Origin of the sequence: Mesorhizobium sp. B2-5-11 (assembly GCF_006440835.1) — a bacterium.
GTDB lineage: Bacteria > Pseudomonadota > Alphaproteobacteria > Rhizobiales > Rhizobiaceae > Mesorhizobium.
This window is the reverse complement of the sequence record NZ_VFUK01000006.1, coordinates 392078-408497: the sequence shown is the minus strand read 5'-3', so window position 1 is coordinate 408497 and position 16420 is coordinate 392078. Positions and strand designations below refer to the sequence as shown.

The 16420-nt window shown below is 64.4% G+C and carries 16 protein-coding genes; 7 read left to right on the top strand and 9 right to left on the bottom strand.

From position 1 onward, the window contains the following. Nucleotides 1-2: 2 nt before the first annotated feature. The 3 genes from FJ490_RS21145 to FJ490_RS21135 all read right to left on the bottom strand — a co-directional run bounded on the left by FJ490_RS21145 (nt 3) and on the right by FJ490_RS21135 (nt 3627). A complete protein-coding gene (locus FJ490_RS21145; RefSeq protein ID WP_140558757.1) occupies nt 3-1376 on the bottom strand; it encodes an aspartate aminotransferase family protein in 1374 nt (457 codons plus the stop codon). Between the two features lie 98 nt (nt 1377-1474). Further along, entirely contained in the window at nt 1475-2449 is a 975-nt protein-coding gene (locus FJ490_RS21140) for a WD40 repeat domain-containing protein (RefSeq protein WP_140525596.1), read from the bottom strand. Nucleotides 2450-2577: 128 nt separating this feature from the next. Then, on the bottom strand, nt 2578-3627 hold the full coding sequence (locus FJ490_RS21135; RefSeq protein ID WP_140580609.1) for a GTP-binding protein: 1050 nt from the start codon (nt 3625-3627) through the stop codon (nt 2578-2580). A 411-nt stretch (nt 3628-4038) separates the two neighbouring features. Here FJ490_RS21135 and FJ490_RS21130 point away from each other — a divergent pair, with 411 nt between their 5' ends. Further along, nucleotides 4039-4509, top strand: coding sequence for a MarR family transcriptional regulator (locus FJ490_RS21130; protein WP_140525594.1), 471 nt, complete (start codon nt 4039-4041; stop codon nt 4507-4509). A gap of 16 nt (nt 4510-4525) precedes the next feature. Here the strand turns inward: FJ490_RS21130 and FJ490_RS21125 are convergent, their stop codons facing one another. Then, nucleotides 4526-5395: an AraC family transcriptional regulator gene (locus FJ490_RS21125; RefSeq protein WP_140580607.1), complete on the bottom strand. Its 870-nt coding sequence runs from the start codon at nt 5393-5395 to the stop codon at nt 4526-4528. A 49-nt stretch (nt 5396-5444) separates the two neighbouring features. Between FJ490_RS21125 and FJ490_RS21120 the strand changes: the two genes are divergently transcribed. The 5 genes from FJ490_RS21120 (at nt 5445) to FJ490_RS21100 (ending at nt 9471) form a co-directional block, all read left to right on the top strand. Further along, the gene (locus FJ490_RS21120; RefSeq protein ID WP_140580605.1) at nt 5445-5852 is read left to right on the top strand and encodes a DUF2000 family protein; all 408 of its coding nucleotides are present in this window, start codon (nt 5445-5447) and stop codon (nt 5850-5852) included. Between the two features lie 172 nt (nt 5853-6024). Next, nucleotides 6025-6909: a DMT family transporter gene (locus FJ490_RS21115; RefSeq protein ID WP_181165295.1), complete on the top strand. Its 885-nt coding sequence runs from the start codon at nt 6025-6027 to the stop codon at nt 6907-6909. A gap of 68 nt (nt 6910-6977) precedes the next feature. Then, nucleotides 6978-8000 carry a LacI family DNA-binding transcriptional regulator gene (locus FJ490_RS21110; protein WP_140501249.1) on the top strand — a complete coding sequence of 341 codons (1023 nt, stop codon included), beginning with the start codon at nt 6978-6980 and terminating at the stop codon, nt 7998-8000. Further along, nucleotides 7997-8980 (top strand): 2-hydroxyacid dehydrogenase, encoded by a 984-nt coding sequence (locus tag FJ490_RS21105; RefSeq protein ID WP_140729535.1) that lies wholly within the window; start codon nt 7997-7999, stop codon nt 8978-8980. The genes FJ490_RS21110 and FJ490_RS21105 overlap by 4 nt, the downstream gene beginning before the upstream one ends. Nucleotides 8981-9066: 86 nt before the next feature. Next, nucleotides 9067-9471, top strand: coding sequence for a hypothetical protein (locus tag FJ490_RS21100; RefSeq protein ID WP_140729534.1), 405 nt, complete (start codon nt 9067-9069; stop codon nt 9469-9471). Here the strand turns inward: FJ490_RS21100 and FJ490_RS21095 are convergent, their stop codons facing one another. Next, nucleotides 9472-10263 (bottom strand): gamma-glutamyl-gamma-aminobutyrate hydrolase family protein, encoded by a 792-nt coding sequence (locus FJ490_RS21095; protein WP_224647246.1) that lies wholly within the window; start codon nt 10261-10263, stop codon nt 9472-9474. It abuts the gene before it with no gap. Nucleotides 10264-10506: 243 nt separating this feature from the next. On the opposite strand from FJ490_RS21095, the gene FJ490_RS21090 reads away from it, so the two are divergent. After that, the gene (locus tag FJ490_RS21090) at nt 10507-11616 is read left to right on the top strand and encodes a TRAP transporter substrate-binding protein (RefSeq protein ID WP_140525590.1); all 1110 of its coding nucleotides are present in this window, start codon (nt 10507-10509) and stop codon (nt 11614-11616) included. Between the two features lie 146 nt (nt 11617-11762). On the opposite strand, the gene FJ490_RS21085 is transcribed toward FJ490_RS21090, so the two are convergent. The 4 genes from FJ490_RS21085 to FJ490_RS21070 form a co-directional block, all read right to left on the bottom strand. Then, on the bottom strand, nt 11763-12791 hold the full coding sequence (locus FJ490_RS21085; protein ID WP_140729533.1) for a zinc-dependent alcohol dehydrogenase family protein: 1029 nt from the start codon (nt 12789-12791) through the stop codon (nt 11763-11765). 19 nt (nt 12792-12810) lie between these two features. Beyond that, nucleotides 12811-14607, bottom strand: a complete 1797-nt coding sequence (locus FJ490_RS21080) for a TRAP transporter large permease subunit (protein ID WP_181165294.1) — start codon at nt 14605-14607, stop codon at nt 12811-12813. Next, nucleotides 14604-15188, bottom strand: coding sequence for a TRAP transporter small permease subunit (locus FJ490_RS21075; RefSeq protein WP_140729532.1), 585 nt, complete (start codon nt 15186-15188; stop codon nt 14604-14606). Before FJ490_RS21075 ends, FJ490_RS21080 begins: the two co-directional genes overlap by 4 nt. Nucleotides 15189-15479: 291 nt before the next feature. Next, the gene (locus tag FJ490_RS21070; RefSeq protein ID WP_140501129.1) at nt 15480-16385 is read right to left on the bottom strand and encodes a branched-chain amino acid ABC transporter permease; all 906 of its coding nucleotides are present in this window, start codon (nt 16383-16385) and stop codon (nt 15480-15482) included. Between the last annotated feature and the right edge of the window lie 35 nt (nt 16386-16420).

Genomic DNA, 16420 nt, shown 5'->3' with positions numbered 1-16420 from the left:
TCTCATGCCGCAAGCTCCGCCGCAACTGCGCCGAAGGCGGTGATCAGCCGGTTGACCTGGGCGCCAGTGGTCGCCGGAGAGATCAGCATCATATTGTGGAAGGGCGCGATAAGCACGCCGCGATTGACCAGCGCGACATGGATGGCGGCTTCGAGTTCCGGCGCGTGCGCGGCCTCCGCCTCCGCCCCATTGCGCAGCGGGCCCGGCGCGCAGATGAATTCGACGCGGGCGCCGACGCGGGCGACATGCCATGGCAGGCGGTAGCGGTCGATGACCGTGGTCAGCCCGGCATCGAGCCGCCGCGCCAGATGATCCATGCGGTCGTAGTTCTCGGCCGTCATCACTTCTTCGAGCGCGGCGCGCATCGCGGCGAATTGCAGAGGATTGGCCGAGAGCGTCGTGCCCATGCCGGAATAACCCGGCTCTTTCGTCCTGTTGTAGTCGGCGTAGCGCGAGGCGACCTCTTCGCTCATGCCCCATACGCTTGCCGGTACACCACCGGCGATCGGCTTGCCTAGCACGAACAGGTCCGGCTCCAGCCCGTATTTCGCGGAATAGCCGCCCGGTCCGGTCGAGATCGTGTGTGTCTCGTCGATCAGAAGCAGCGTGCCGGCCGCGCGGGTCAGCTTTCGCAGCGCCTCGTGGAAACCGGGATCGGCCAGCACCATGCAGGAATTGGTCAGCACCGGTTCGGCGATGACGCAGGCGACATCCTTGTCCCTGAGCGCTGCCTCCAGCGCGGCAACGTCGTTGAACTCGATGACCTTGGCCGTGCGGGTCAGGTCGCGGAATTCTCCGGCCAATCCGGGCCGGTTGGCCGGCTTGCCGTCGATCAGCCGCACCATCGTCTCGTCGACAGAGCCGTGATAACAGCCGTTGAAAACCAATATCTTTTCTCGCCCGGTGACGGCGCGGGCAACGCGCAGCGCGAAGCGGTTGGCATCGGTCGCCGTCGTGGCGATCTGCCAGAACGGCAGGCCGAAGCGCTGTTGCAGCAGCGGTCCAATGGCGAGCGCATCTTCCGAAGGCAGCATGTATGTCAGGCCGCGTCCGGCCTGCCGGCGGATGGCGCGCGCTATCGCCGGCGGCGAATGGCCGAACATCGATCCGGTGTCGCCGAGGCAGAAATCGTCGAGCCTGTTGCCGTCGATGTCGGTGATCGTAGCGCCTTTGGCGCTCTCGACCAGGATCGGAAACGGCGTCGGCCAGTCGTTCATCCAGTGCATCGGCACGCCACCGAAGAAGCCGGGCAGGCCGTTGCCGGCCTTGGCCTGCGATTTCGGCCGCGCCTTGCGGAAGCTGGCGCCTTCGGTATCCCGCAATGCGGCAATGCGGTCGCGGCTGACGCCGCCAATGGACGTGTGGGCGCTGTGCATGAAACCCCTCTCTGGCGCAGTAGTGGAGTAGTGGGGTAGGCGCTCAACGGCCCGGATGCTCTAAACCCGCTCCCATATTGCCCTACTCCCCTACTCCCCTAACCCGTGATGTCGATAACGCCGCAGTCGCCGGCGGCACTGCCGAAGGCGATGCGGCGTTCTTCCCTGTCCCACATCATCGAGGTGATGGCGCCCTTGCCGGGGCGACGCAACAGCACTTCCTTGGCGTCGGAAAAACGCACCGCCATCACCATGCCGTCCTCATAGCCGATGGCGACGACATCCTGGCTCGGATGGCAGGCGACTGAGGTCACCATCGCATTGCCGCGCGTACCGAGTTCCAGCGGCGCCTTGCCCATTGGCCCGTCCTTGCCTGAAAACGGCCAGACGATCGCCGCCGGCGCGCCGGAACTCGCCAGCCACTTGCCTTTCACGCTCCATGACAGGCTTTTGACCTTGGCGGGATAGCCGCTCATGCGCATGTGCTTGCCGTCCGCCAGCTTCCAGCCGTGCAACGCGTTTTCCTGCATGGTGGTGACCAGGAAGGCGCCATCCGGCGAGAAGGTGATGCCGGTATGGGCGCCGGCCCATTCGAGCTCCACCGGCTTGCCCTCGGCGGCCGGGAAATGCAGCGTCGCGCCATTGTAGCGCGCGACGCCGAAGCGCATGCCCTTGGGCGAAAATGCCAGCCCCTCGACCGAACGCGGATGGGCGAACTCTTTTGTGTGGCCGTCGGCAAAGCGCACATAGGCGGTCTTGCCTGTAGCGTAGGCGATGGCGCCTTGCGGGCCAGCGGCGACGCTGGTGACCCACTTCTTGCCCGCGCTCGCCAATTCCTTGGCCTCGCCGCCCGCTTTCACCGCAAACACCTTGCCGTCTTCGCCGCCGGTGAGCAGCCGGTCATTGGCGGCATCGTGGAAGGCCGCGAGCAGCCCGTCATTGGCCTGCACCGTCTTGTGGCCATTGTCGAGCCGATGGACGGTGCCGTCGGCCAGCGCGAAATGCGGCACGTCGCGGAGGAAGGCGGCGGCAAGGCAATGGCCTTCGAGATCAAGCGGGGCGACGGTCGGCATGTAGGACAGGTCCATTCCAGATTGTTGCTGGTCGTCTCGGGAGCCGCCAGCGCGCCAGGCGCGGCCCCACCCTCTCCCGCAAGGGGAGAAGGAAGAGCGGGCAGCGCTACCGCCATAAAGTCCGGAAATCAAGCGGCCTGGCAGGCCTCGAAGCTCTTCTTCAGCCGTTCGGCGTCCAGTTCGCGACCGATGAACACCAGCCGGCTCTCATGCTTCTCGCCGTCTTTCCAGGCGCGCTGGTGGTCGCCCTCGATGATCATGTGCACGCCCTGGATGACGTAACGCTCGTCGTCGCCCTTCAAGGCGATGATGCCTTTCAGGCGCAGGATGTTCGGCCCCTCCATCTGGGTGACCTTCTCGATCCAGGGGAAGAATTTCTTCGGATCCATCTCGCCCCCGCGCAGCGAAACCGACTGCACCGTGACGTCATGGATGTCGGATGGGTGCGCGTGATGGTGGTGCCCATCGTGGTCATGATCGTGCCCGTCATGATCGTGGTGGTGATGATCATGGTGATCGTCATGCGCCTCGAGGAAATGCGGGTCGTTCTCCAGCGCCCTGGACAGGTCGAAGGCGCCGCGGTCGAGCACTTCCGACAGCGCCACGCCGGCGCGGGTGGTGCGATGGATCCTTGCGGCCGGGTTGATGGCGCGGATCGTCGCTTCCACCTTGGCCAGTTCTTCTGGTGTGACGAGGTCGGTCTTGTTGAGCACGACGACGTCGGCGAAGGCGATCTGGTCCTCGGCTTCCTTGGAATCCTTCAGCCTGAGCGGCAGGTGCTTGGCGTCGACCAGCGCCACCACGGCGTCGAGCTTCGTCTTGGAGCGCACGTCGTCGTCCATGAAGAAGGTCTGCGCCACCGGCACCGGATCGGCGAGACCCGTGGTCTCCACCACGATGGCGTCGAAGCGGCCGGGCCGGCGCATCAAGCCCTCGACGACGCGGATCAGGTCGCCGCGCACCGTGCAGCAGACGCAGCCATTGTTCATCTCGTAGATTTCCTCGTCGGACTCCACGATCAGGTCGTTGTCGATGCCGATCTCGCCGAATTCGTTGACGATGACGGCGTAGCGCCTGCCGTGGTTTTCCGACAGGATGCGGTTGAGCAGCGTCGTCTTGCCGGCGCCGAGATAGCCGGTCAGAACGGTTACGGGGATCTGCGTCTGTGCGTCGCTCATGGCTTGCCTCGAATGGATGGGCCTTGAAAGATTTCGGCCTCGAAAGGGATTGTCGGCTCCATATAGGATGCGCGGCGGGCTTTTGCACGAGGCAAACCGCGAATGGCTGCGGTCCAATCCATAGGTCAGCGTCTCGTCGAACTAGGCGGCTGGCGGCGCCCTGCAGGCCATGCGGTATCGGTGCGCAAAAAGAGCCTGTGGACGGCCACGGCGGGCCGATCCACCGCAATCGCTTTCGCGAAAAGTCGTTTGTCATCTAACTGAAATAATCATCTGGCATTAGCCACGGCGGGTACCGCAATGCTTGCCGGCAAAGCTGTTTCAGGCGCCGGAATCTTTTTTGATCGTCGATTGCCAACCGGCCGGCTGCGTCTATGCTGCCCGCACCGGTATGGCCGAAGAGGGATGACCATGGCCAAGGCGGACAAGACTGCGACAATGAGCCGGCTGCATTCGGCGGCAAGGCTGGCAAGAACAGCGCTTGCGGCACGGCTGCTGGCGCATGGCTTCTATGCCGGCCAGGACCAGATCATGCTGGCGCTCGACCGCGAGGACGGCCAGACCCCGGGCAATCTGGCTGGCCGGCTCGGCGTGCGCCCGCCCACCATCACCAAGACCATCAATCGGCTGCAGGCACAGGGCTTTCTGCAAAAGCGCGCCTCCGACGCCGATGCCCGCCAGGCGCATATCTTTCTCACCGACACCGGTCGCGAGACCATCCGCGCCATCGAAAAGTCGGTGAAGAAGACCGAAAAGCAGGCGCTGAAGGGCCTCGACAAGAAGGACCAGAAGGCACTGTTCAAATTTCTTGCCCGCATCGAGGCCAATCTTTCGAACGAAGACCTGGCCTTGATCGACGACGACGCCGAGTCGGACGACTGACCGCCGGTTGCGGTGATCAGGCCACCGCGGCGGACCCACGGATCAGCGAAGACCAGCGTCCCGGCGTCATGCCGAATGCCTTCTTGAATTGCCTGTTGAAGTGGCTTTGGTCGCTGAAACCGGCTTCGGCCGCGATCTGTGCCAGCGGCTCGCCGGCGGCGATCATGCGCCGCGCGCGCTGAAGCCGGCGCATCAAAAGGAAACGATGCGGGCTAGTGGAGAAAGCGGCGCGGAAATGCCTGGACAAGGCATAGCGGTCGAACCCGGTAACCGCCTCCAACTCGTCGGATCGCACGGGCCGGGCAGAGTTTTCCGTGAGATAGTCGCGCGCCAGAGCGGCCGCCCGCCAGGCCGTTCCCGGCACCGCTCTCGCCGGCTGGCCGGCATGGCGGGCGAGCCCTTGCATAAGTTGCGCCAGGAAGTCGGCGACGAACAACTCGTCGAGTTCCTCCTCCAGTGGACCCAGCGCCGAAAGCAAGGTCGCGCGCAGGCGTTCGTCCGCCACCACGGCTTGCCTGACGAAAGGCAACGATGCGCCGCCGAGGCAGTCCAGCATCAGCGACGGTTCCAGATAGAGGATCCGGTAGCGCAGCCCGTCCTCGGTTCCCGCGCCGCCATCATGCAGTTCGTCGGGATGCAGGACGATGATCTGGCCAGGCAGGCTATGCCGCACCGCACCGCGATAGCGAAAGCTCTGTATGCCTTGCAGCGTCACCCCGATCGCATAGGTGTCGTGGCGATGCAGGTCGAAGGCGCTGCCCTGGAACCGCGCCTCGATGCGCTCCATGCCGGCGGGGTCGCGGGCGGCAATGATGCAGTTTTCCGAAGCCTCCGCGCACAAACGTCCAAGACCCTGGAACGCCTGGCTGCCTAGATCGAGCGACATCGCTTCCTTTCGCCTTGAAAGGGGCATAACCACGAATGGTCACTGTCTCATGTTCGATACGAAATTTGCAATCGTGCTCAGGGATGATCTGCCGGTCTGGCAAAAACTCAACGTCACAGCATTCCTGACCAGCGGCGTCGTCGCGCAGTTCCCCGATCTCATCGGCGAGCCCTATCGTGACCGCGCCGGCAATGTCTACAACCCGCTGTCGATCCAGCCCGTCATCGTGCTGTCCGCCGACCAGGCGACACTCGGCGCAATCCACAGCCGCGCCCTGGAGCGCGGAGTAACGAGCTCGCTCTATGTCGAGGAGATGTTCTCGACCGGGTTCGACGCCGCCAACCGCGCCGTCTTCGCCGAATTCGCGCCGGAAGACGCCAAGGTTGTCGGCATTGGATTGCGCGCCGACAAGAAGACGGTCGACAAGATCACCAAGGGCGCTCGCATGCATCCCTGACGGCGCCGGCCTGAGCCTGTCGGCGCGTCTTGTTGTGCCAGCCGCTTTTGGCTTGCCGCACGCCCGCAATTGCCGCAAAGGTGGGCCTCAGCCCAGCTTTCCATTCGGCCTGCAAGTGAGTGCTCCCCAAACATCTTCAGAAAGCGCGACGCCGCCGGTGGCGATCCTGTGCATGCTTTCCACCTATGTCTTCTTCACCTTTCTCGACACCAGCAGCAAATACCTCGTCCTAGCCGGCGTCTCCGCGCTTGTCGTCGCCTGGGTGCGCTTTGCCGTGCATGTCGTGCTGGTCGGCGCGCTGTTGCGCGGCTGGCGTGAACCGGCGCGGTTCCGTCCGGCCAACCTGCCGGCTCATGTCCTGCGCGGGCTGTTCCTGTTCGGCTCGACCATCTTCAACGTGCTGGCCCTGCGGTCCCTGCAACTGGCCGAGACGACATCGATCTATTTCTTCGGGCCGATGGTCATCACCGCACTTGCCGGCCCGCTACTTGGCGAATGGGCGGGCTGGCGGCGGTGGCTGGCGATCCTGGCCGCGTTCGCCGGGGTTCTGATCATCACAAGGCCGGGAGTCGGCGTTTTCGGCATCGGCCACCTGTTCGCGCTCGGCTCGATGCTGTCGAACTGCTTCTATGTGATCATGACCCGGCGCATGTCGGCGACCGAGACATCGGAAAGCCTCATCCTGTTTTCGGCACTGGCCCCGGCGGTGGTGCTCCTGCCCATGCTGCCGTTCTCGTTTTCCCTGCCGCATGATGGCTGGCACTGGTTCATCCTGCTCATGCTCGGCGTCTTTGGCGGCGTCGGTCATTGGCTTCTGGTACAGGCCTATCGCATGGCCACCACCACCGCGCTCGCCCCCTATCCCTATTCGCAGATGGTGTGGATGATCCTTTCCGGGCTGATCGTCTTCAAGCAGTTCCCCGACCGCTGGACGCTCGTCGGCGCCGCCGTCATCGTCGCCAGCGGTCTCTACATCGTTCATCGCGAGCACCGGCTGCGCCTGCGCAATCGTGCGGTGCTGGACGTCGAGGCGGAAGCGCTGGCAAAAAAACTTTGATTTAGCCTCGAAGGGTGGCATAAGGCCGCCTTTAAACAGTTTAAAAAAAACGACGGGGGAGGGGAAGGCTGGCACAGAAGATCAAGCTGTCGACGATCGCGGATGCGCTCGGTGTGTCCACGGCCACGGTATCGCTGGCGCTGCGCGACAGCCCGCTGGTCGCAGGCGGCACCCGCGACCGCATCAAGGAACATGCCCGCGCCATCGGCTACATCTACAACCGCCGTGCCGCCAGCCTGCGCACCTCGCGTTCGGGCATTGTCGGTGTCGTCGTGCATGACATCATGAACCCGTTCTTCGCCGAGATCCTGCGCTCGATCGAAAGCGAGCTCGACCGCAGCCGCCAGACCTTCATCCTGTCCAATCACTACGACCAGCTCGAGAAGCAGCGCACTTTCATCGACACGCTGTTGCAGCTCGGTGCCGACGGCGTCATCATGTCGCCGGCCATCGGTACTCCGGCCTCGGATATTCTGATGGCCGAGGAAAACGGCCTGCCGGCGGTGCTGATCGCGCGCACCGTCGAGGGCGCCGACGTGCCGGTTTTTCGCGGCGACGATGCCTATGGCACGGGGCTTGCCACCAATCACCTGATCTCGCTCGGCCACAAGCGCATCGCCATGATCGGCGGCACCGACCAGACCTCGACCGGCCGCGATCGCTACCAGGGCTATGTCAACGCCATGGAGGCCGCCGGGCTGGAAGTGCGGCCGGCCTGGCGCATCCCCGGCCCGCGCACCAAGCAGGCTGGCTTCGAGGCCGCCGGACAGTTTCTGGCCCTGAAGGACAAGCCGACAGCCGCCTGCTGCTGGAACGACCTCGTCGCCATCGGCCTGATGAACGGCATCGCGCGCGCCGGCCTGGTGCCCGGCCTGGACATATCGGTCACCGGCTACGACGATCTCGAGGAGGCGGCAATCGCCACGCCGGCGCTGACCACCGTGTGGAACGGTCAGCGCGAGGTTGGCCGCCGCGCCGCCAGCGCCCTGCTCGACAAGCTGAACGGGCAGACGGTGCGGCCCTCTCAGGAACTGATCAAGCCGGAACTGCATGTGCGACAGTCGACCGGCAAGCCGGTGGAGCGTGCATGACAAAGCCCGAGCAACTGCAAACCGTCGCCATCCTGGTGCCGGGGCATTTCAACGACCACGCGGTCGAGCGCATCGACCGGACATTCAGGCGTGTCGGGATCGAGCGCGCCGACCCGTCCCTGGTCACCGATGAAATGCGTGACAACGTGCGCGCCATCGCCTCGTTCGGCGGCATCAGCGCGGCCTTCATGGATGCATTGCCCAAGCTTGAGATCGTCGCCAGTTTCGGTGTTGGCTACGATTCGGTCGATGCCCGCCACGCTGGCGATCACGGCATCATGGTCACCAACACGCCGGATGTGCTGACCGAGGAGGTCGCCGACACCGCCATCGGCCTGCTGATCAACACCGTGCGCGACCTGCCGCGCGCCGAAGCCTGGCTGCGCGACGGCAGCTGGCAGCGCAAGGGCAACTATCCCTTGAGCCGGCTTACCTTGCGCGGCCGCAGCGCCGGCATTTTCGGCATGGGCCGCATCGGGCTCGCCATTGCCCGCCGGCTGGAGGCGTTCGGATTGCCCGTCGCCTATCACAACCGGCGCCGGGTCGAGGGCCTGTCCTATCCCTATCATCCGACGCTGAAGGGCCTCGCCGAAGCAGTCGACACGCTGATTTCGGTGGTCCCGGGCGGCGCCTCGACGGAAAAGGCGGTCGATGCCGAGATACTGTCGGCGCTTGGCGCCAACGGCGTCTTCGTCAATATCGGGCGCGGCAGCACGGTCGACGAGGCGGCGCTTGCGACAGCCCTCGCCAAGGGCACTATCGCCGCCGCCGGGCTCGATGTCTTCGCCGACGAACCGAACGTGCCGCGGGCGCTGCTTGACGCGACCAATGCCAGTCTGTTGCCGCATGTCGGTTCGGCGTCGGAGCACACACGTCGCGCCATGGCGGATCTGTGCGCCGACAATCTGGTGTCCTGGTTCAGCGAGCGCCGGTCGATCACACCTGTGCCCGAGACCGCGCATGTGAAGGCGCGCTGCTGAGCGGTCGGGCTGCCATATTTATTAACGTCAGCTTAACCCTTTGAAATCATTCTTCATCCTGTCCGTACGCATGGATGAGGATCAGCATGAAAACGCTTTCCGTACTGATCGGAGCCGCCGCCCTGTTTGGCGGCGTTCAGCTGTTTCATGGCGGCAGTGGCGAAAGCGTCGCTGAAGAGGCCGCGCCGCCCGACACCTACAGGCTGGTCGCCAATGGTGATGAGGGGGTTTGCGCAATCAAACGCGGCGCCACCGTTTCGGACGGCCTGTCGCTTTTGACGGTGGCTCCGAACTGCCGCCGACTCATGCCAGGCATCGAGCGGGCGAAATTCTGGCGCGAGCAGGAGGACGGCACGGTCGCCTTCAGCGTCAACGGCGTCGATCCGATCGTCACCTTCGCGGTCGCCGATGGCGACGGATTCGAATCCTACGCTCCCGCACTGCCGCTGCTGTCGCTGGCGGCCGCCGGGGACCCGAGCACCGACGACTGATTACTCCGCCGCCGCGCGGGCGCCGGCTTTGGCAGCCGCATGCAGGCGAACCGCGTCGCCGAAGGCCCGGAAGATCTTGGCCGAGTTACTATCCGACTTGACCCAGTATTCGGGATGCCACTGGACGCCGACCGCGAAAGCGCGGGCATCCTTTACAGAGACCGCCTCGACGGTGCCGTCGTCGGCCACGGCTTCGATCTGCAGCTTCGAACCAAGCCGGCCGATTGCCTGGCGGTGCAACGAGTTGACCTTCATGTCGCCGGCCCCAAACACACCGGCCAGGCAACTGCCCGCCTTGATCGAAACGGTCTGGTGAATCGCGAAACGTTCGTCCTGATTGTCGCTCACCGGCGCGCGGTGGTCGAGCGAGCCTTCACGCTCCTGGATTTCGGTGCCCAGCGTGCCGCCCAGCGCCACGTTCATCTCCTGGATGCCGCGGCAGATGGCAAGCAGCGGCACGCCACGCTCGATCGCTTTGCGAATCAGCGGCAAGGTGGTGGCGTCGCGTGCCGGATCATACGGGCCGTTCGCCTCGCTGGCATCGCCGCCATAGAGCGAGGGGTCGACATTGGATTTCGAGCCGGTCAGCATGACGCCGTCGACCGACGACAGCAGCTCATCGAAATCGAGCCGCTCGCCGAACGAAGGCACCAGCACCGGAAACACGCCGGCGCCGGCTATCGCCGCCTCCAGATATTGCTGTGGGGCGGCATGCCAGGTGTAGTTGTCGAATTGACGGACGTCGGTCGATATGGCGACGAGCGGCTGCTGCATTTTGGCTTTGTTTTCCATCTGGGCCGGGGAATCCTGCCTTCAAAATAGGCGATCCCAGCACATTTTTCCATGACAAGTTTCGGTCCGTCGGATGGGCCACCAAACGGCCCGTTAGACTATAGTTGCAAGGCCCTGCGCACACGCCGTCAAATCAGGCCGCCACGCTGGACTCGACTCCTTGCCCGTGTATTGTTTCGCCCAGCCGTGCGGGCATCGAGCATGCGCCGCACGTCGGTTTGTTGATCCAAAAGGGAGGACTTCATGGATCGTCGTTCATTCATCCGCAAGGCCGGGACGACCGGCGTTGGCGCCGCTGTGGCCGCCGCCACGCTCGCCGCGCCGGCCATAGCCCAGTCCAATCCAAAGGTGACGTGGCGGCTGGCGTCGTCCTTTCCCAAATCGCTCGACACGATCTATGGCGGCGCCGAGGTCTTCTCAAAGATGCTTTCGGAAGCCACCGACGGCAACTTCCAGATACAGGTCTTCGCCGCTGGCGAACTGGTGCCCGGCCTTCAGGCGGCCGACGCCACGACCGCCGGCACGGTCGAGGCCTGCCACACGGTGGCATATTATTACTGGGGCAAGGATCCGACCTGGGCGCTGGGCGCGGCGGTTCCGTTCTCGCTCAACGCGCGCGGCATGAATGCCTGGCACTATCATGGCGGCGGCATCGACCTGTTCAACGAATTTCTCGCCACGCAAGGCTTGTTCGGCCTGCCTGGCGGCAATACCGGCGTGCAGATGGGCGGCTGGTTCCGCAAGGAGATCAACACGGTGGCCGACCTTTCCGGCCTCAAGATGCGCATCGGCGGCTTCGCCGGCAAGGTTGTGCAGAAGCTCGGCGTCGTGCCGCAGCAGATCGCCGGCGGCGACATCTACCCGGCGCTTGAAAAGGGCACCATTGACGCAGCCGAATGGGTCGGCCCCTATGACGACGAGAAGCTCGGCTTCTATAAGGTTGCGCCCTACTACTACTATCCAGGCTGGTGGGAAGGCGGCCCGACCGTCCACCTGATGTTCAACAAGGCGAAATACGAAGAACTTTCGCCGACTTACAAGTCGCTGCTGCATACCGCCGCGCAAGCCGCCGATGCCAACATGCTGCAGAAATACGACTATCTCAATCCTGCGGCGGTGAAGCGGCTGGTGGCCGGCGGCGCCAAACTGCGTCCGTTCAGCCAGGAGATCATGTCCGCCTGCTTCGAGAAGGCCAATGAGGTCTACGCCGAAATGGAAGCCTCGAACGCGCCGTTCAAGAAGATCTGGGACTCGATCAAGGGCTTCCGTAAGGAGCACTATCTCTGGGCGCAGGTGGCCGAGTACAATTACGACACCTTCATGATGGTCCAGCAGCGCAACGGCAAGCTGTAAGGTTTTCTGCCTCCTTTCGAAGACCCCGGACTCGGTAGTCCGGGGTTTATTCGTTGGGCGTCGGTGCTGGAAACATCGATAGTCGAAGGCGTCGAAACTTGCGCCGCAAGGCCGGGGGTCGAACGGGTTCGAAGCGACAGCGGCACTCAGCCTCGGTCCGGCACCACCACCACCTTGACCTCGCCGGCGGCAGGCGGGTTGGCGATTACCGCGGCGGCCTCTTCCAGCGGCACCTGCCTGGAGATCAGCCGGTCGATCTCGATCGCGCCCGAAGCGATCAGCTCGGCAGCGCGGCGGTGCGTGTAGGGATTGAGGAAGGAGCCGAGAACCTTCAACTCGCGAAACAGAAGATCGAAGGGCTCGAACGCCGCCTTCATGCCTTGCGGCACCACGCCGACAATGACGACCGTGCCGCCGGCCCTCGCCAGCCGCAGCGACTGCTCGACCGTTTCCTGGACACCGGCACATTCGAGCACCACGTCGACACCGCCGGGCACCAGTCCCGCTGGCCCGGAGATGGCGTCGATGACGTCGGCGGCGCTTGCGTCGACCGTTGCTGTCGCGCCGAGCTCTTCCGCCAGCGCGCGCCGCGAAGCCTGGCGCGTCGACAGGATGATGGTCGTCGCACCTGCAAGCCTCGCCAGTTGCACGGTGAGCAGGCCGATCACGCCGCCGCCAAGTATGGCGACCGAGGAGCCGGGCTTGATCTCGGCCAGATCCACGCCATGCAGGCAGCAGCCGAGAGGCTCGCAGAAGGCGCCGTGCGTCGGCTTCAAGTCCGCGGGCAGGATGAAGGCCTGTTTCTGCGGCAACACAACGTAGTCGGCGAAGCCGCCGTCGCGATGGATGCCGATGGCATTGAGATTGCTGCACAAATTGATGCGGCCGGCATGGCAATGGCGGCAGCGTCCGCAGGCGATGTTGGGATCGCCGGTGACGTGGTCGCCGATCGAGAAGCCGCTCACGGAATGTCCCATTGCCTCGACGATGCCGGAGAACTCATGTCCGGGTGTTACCGGCGGCCGGCAGGGAAACTCGCCGTGGAAGAGATGCCGGTCCGTGCCGCAGACGCCGCAGGCCTCGATGCGCACCAGCAGATCGTCAGGCCCGGGAACCGGCTCGGCGACCTCGCGCAGCGTGATGCTGCCAACCGCTTCCAGCCGTACCGCTTTCATGGTTTTGCGACCTCCGGCATCAGTTGAAATTCGGCGGCTGCGACAGATCCGGCTGTGGTGCCGCCGGTTTGGCGGGCGCCGTGTCGCCGAAGTTCGGCGGTTGCGACAGGTCGGGTGCGGCAGGCGCGGCGGGCGGCGCGGCGCCAGTGGCGGGTGCGGTTCCGGTACCGGCCGGCGGCGTGCCGAGCGGCGTCAGTCCCGGCACCTCCGGCACCGTATAGTCGATCGTGCCGGAATCGACCGCTGTGCCCTTGTAGTGCATCACCATTTGCGGGAAGGCGATGGTGAGCCCGATCATGGTCACCTGGATGCAGACGAACGGCACGGCGCCCCAATAGATCTGACCCGTGGTCACCGGCGCGATCTGCTTGCCGGTCAAGCGGTCGAGATAGGGCACCCGGGCGGCGACCGAGCGCAGGTAGAACAGCGCGAAGCCGAAGGGTGGATGCATGAAGCTGGTCTGCATGTTGACGCCCAGAAGCACGCCGAACCAGATCAGGTCGATGCCGAGCTTGTCGGCGGCCGGTGCCAGCAACGGTACGATGATGAAGGCCAGTTCGAAGAAATCGAGGAAGAAGGCAAGCACGAAGACCAGGATGTTGACGCCGATCAGGAAGCCGACCTCGCCGCCCGGCAGCGAGGTCAAGAGATGCTCGACCCAGATGTGGCCGTTGACGCCGTAGAAGGTGAGGGAGAAGACGCGCGCGCCGATCAGGATGAACAGCACGAAGGACGACAGCCTTGTCGTCGAAGCGAGCGCCTGCCTGACCACGTCGAGCGACAGCCGGCCTTTGATCGCCGCCATCGCCAGCGCGCCGACAGCGCCCATGGCGCCGCCCTCGGTTGGAGTGGCGATGCCAAGGAAAATGGTGCCCAGCACCAGGAAGATCAACGCCAATGGCGGGATCAGCACGATCACGACCTGCTGCGCCAGCCGCGACATCATGTTGATTTTCAGGCGCTGATCGGCGATCGCAACGATATAGATCACGGCCACGCCGATGCTGGCGCCGAGGATGTCGGCATTGTCGCCATGGGTCGGTGCGAGATAGCGGTAGGCCGCGTAGGAGATCGCCACCGCCGCCAGCAATGCCACCAGCAGCGACACGACGCCATGGCCGAGCGTGCGTGCTTCCAGCGGCAGCGCCGGCATCGAATTCGGCCGGACGATCGTCATGATCAGGATGTAGAGCATGTAGAGGCTGGTCAGCACGATGCCGGGGATCAGCGCGCCCGCATACATGTCGCCGACCGAGCGGCCGAGCTGGTCGGCGAGCACGATCAGCACCAACGACGGCGGGATGATCTGGGCGAGCGTTCCGGACGCGGCGATGACGCCGGACGCCAGCCGGCGGTCATAGCCGTAGCGCAGCATGATCGGCAGCGAGATCAGCCCCATGGCGATGACCGATGCCGCCACCACGCCGGTCGTCGCGGCCAGCAGCGCGCCGACGAAGATCACGGCATAGGCAAGCCCGCCGCGGATCGGCCCGAACAGCTGGCCGATCGTATCGAGCAGGTCTTCCGCCATCCCCGATCGCTCGAGCACGATGCCCATGAAGGTGAAGAAAGGGATCGCCAGCAGCGTGTCGTTCGACATCACCCGGCTGCCGTAGAAATTATCCGGCAACGCATGCAGCAGCGGCCAGGCGAGATTGATCGAGCCGCCCGAATAGGGTGAGACCAGCACGCCGATGAAAAAGAACAAAAGTCCGTTGGCGGCGAGCGAGAAGGCGACGGGATAGCCGATCAGCAGGAAGAGGACCAGCGAGGCGAACATGATCGGCGCCATGTTCTGGGCGATGAACTCGATCACGAGCGCACCTCGTCGGCCAGTGCCTTGGCTTCGAGTTCCGCCTGCTCGTGCGCCGATATGAACGGGGTCGGGTCGTCCATGTCGCCGCGCATGATGGCGATCTTCTTGATGATTTCGGAGAGGCCCTGCAGCGCCAGCAGGAAGAAGCCGACCAGCAGGATCGCCTTTGCCGGCCAGATGATCAGCCCGCCGGAATTGTTCGACATTTCACCGCTGCGGAACGAAAGCGACACGTAGGGGACGAAATAGATCACCATCAGCGTCACGAACGGCATCAGGAAAAAGACATGGCCGAAAAGGTCGATCCAGTGCTGCACGCGGCGCGGGAACAGGCCGTAGACGATGTCGATGCGGATATGGTCGTTCTGCTTCAGCGTATAGGCCGCCGCCAGCATGAAGGCGGCGCCGAACAGGTACCATTGCAGCTCCAGCCACGCATTCGACGAGGTGTCGAACACCTTGCGGATGGTCGCGTTAGCGGCGCTCACCAGGATTGCCAGCAGGATCAACCACGATATCCATTTGCCGATGAACTCGTTCACACGGTCGATCGTCCTGGATAGAGCGAGAAGCCCTGCCATGCATTCCTCCCTGTTGGCCGAGGCGCGACGGCTCCCCCTTGTTTTCCGCCGCGCCGCTGTGGCCTAACCGTATGCCGTGCGTGGCAGGACGGGTCAACACAGGAGCGGCGCTGTCAACGCGGTTGTGAGACGAGGAAGCCGACGAAGCGCAGGGCTGCGGCGCAGGGCTCGGAAAACCGGAACCGGCTTCCGGCAGGGTTCGTGGGCAAAATCAAAGCGTTAAGGAGATCGTTTCGTTGCCGAAACAGGCTCATCGGTGGCAGGCGTCATGCAACCAAAGTCTGATGCTGATCAAGCGATCTTGGTCTGGTCGCGGCCAGCGCCGATCAGCACCAGCATGGCGACGAGGAACAGGTACATCCATGCGTCGCGCCATTCCACCGGGAAATAGCCGGCCCACAGCGACTCGGCCATGCCGAAGGCGGCAGCGCCCAGGGCCGCCCGCGGCGGTGAGAGATAGCCGCCGACCGCCGTCACGAACAGGATCTTCAGCCCGTAGACGAGGCCGGAACCGAAACTGACATTGCCGTAATAGAGGCCGGCCATGACGCCGGCCAGCGCGGCGCAGAAACCGCCGAACAGCACTGCGTGGCGGAACACGGCGCGCACATCGACGCCGCACATGGCGGCCGCCTTGGGATCGTCGGAGACGGCGCGCCAGCGCCGGCCGAAATTCGAATGGGCAAAGGCCCATGCCGCAAGCGCCACCGCCGCCAGCACCACGGCGCAATCGAGCAGCTGGATCAGCGTCAATGTCGCCTTGAAGCGGGCATCCTGCGCGAAAACGACAGGCTGCGCCAGCATAGGCGGCAGCCACAGATCATGCGTGTCGGCGGCGATGCGGCTTGCTTCCGACAAAACCAGCAGGATGCCAAGCGTGGTCACCACGATCGCATTGGGCGAGCGGTCGGCCAGCGGTTCGAAGACGCTGCGCGACAGGACGCGGCTGATGAGCGCGGCGTAGAGGAAAGCCGCTGCGACGCCGAGCACCACCGCCGCCGTCAGCGTCAGCCACAGCACCTGGTAGCCGAAGGCGGCGGTCAGGATCATCGTCTGTCCGCAAAAGGCGAACAGCGCGCCATAGGCCAGGTTGGTGCGGTGCAGGATGCCGTTGGTCAGCACATAGCCGAACGCCAGCAGCGCATAGAGTGCGCCTGAATGCAGCCCGTTCAGGACCTGCTGGAACAGATACAGCATGCGAAAATCCTCGGGGCATGTCGCCCAAAGCGCAT

What these genes read in the sequence shown, in the direction of transcription:
- FJ490_RS21085 (WP_140729533.1), bottom strand. Translation starts at nt 12,791, where the DNA reads ATGAAAGCGGTACGGCTGGAAGCGGTTGGCAGCATCACGCTGCGCGAG.
- FJ490_RS21120 (WP_140580605.1), top strand. Translation starts at nt 5,445, where the DNA reads ATGTTCGATACGAAATTTGCAATCGTGCTCAGGGATGATCTGCCGGTC.
- FJ490_RS21115 (WP_181165295.1), top strand. Translation starts at nt 6,025, where the DNA reads ATGCTTTCCACCTATGTCTTCTTCACCTTTCTCGACACCAGCAGCAAA.
- FJ490_RS21090 (WP_140525590.1), top strand. Translation starts at nt 10,507, where the DNA reads ATGGATCGTCGTTCATTCATCCGCAAGGCCGGGACGACCGGCGTTGGC.
- FJ490_RS21075 (WP_140729532.1), bottom strand. Translation starts at nt 15,188, where the DNA reads ATGGCAGGGCTTCTCGCTCTATCCAGGACGATCGACCGTGTGAACGAG.
- FJ490_RS21135 (WP_140580609.1), bottom strand. Translation starts at nt 3,627, where the DNA reads ATGAGCGACGCACAGACGCAGATCCCCGTAACCGTTCTGACCGGCTAT.
- FJ490_RS21100 (WP_140729534.1), top strand. Translation starts at nt 9,067, where the DNA reads ATGAAAACGCTTTCCGTACTGATCGGAGCCGCCGCCCTGTTTGGCGGC.
- FJ490_RS21145 (WP_140558757.1), bottom strand. Translation starts at nt 1,376, where the DNA reads ATGCACAGCGCCCACACGTCCATTGGCGGCGTCAGCCGCGACCGCATT.
- FJ490_RS21070 (WP_140501129.1), bottom strand. Translation starts at nt 16,385, where the DNA reads ATGCTGTATCTGTTCCAGCAGGTCCTGAACGGGCTGCATTCAGGCGCA.
- FJ490_RS21105 (WP_140729535.1), top strand. Translation starts at nt 7,997, where the DNA reads ATGACAAAGCCCGAGCAACTGCAAACCGTCGCCATCCTGGTGCCGGGG.
- FJ490_RS21125 (WP_140580607.1), bottom strand. Translation starts at nt 5,395, where the DNA reads ATGTCGCTCGATCTAGGCAGCCAGGCGTTCCAGGGTCTTGGACGTTTG.
- FJ490_RS21140 (WP_140525596.1), bottom strand. Translation starts at nt 2,449, where the DNA reads ATGCCGACCGTCGCCCCGCTTGATCTCGAAGGCCATTGCCTTGCCGCC.
- FJ490_RS21130 (WP_140525594.1), top strand. Translation starts at nt 4,039, where the DNA reads ATGGCCAAGGCGGACAAGACTGCGACAATGAGCCGGCTGCATTCGGCG.
- FJ490_RS21095 (WP_224647246.1), bottom strand. Translation starts at nt 10,263, where the DNA reads ATGGAAAACAAAGCCAAAATGCAGCAGCCGCTCGTCGCCATATCGACC.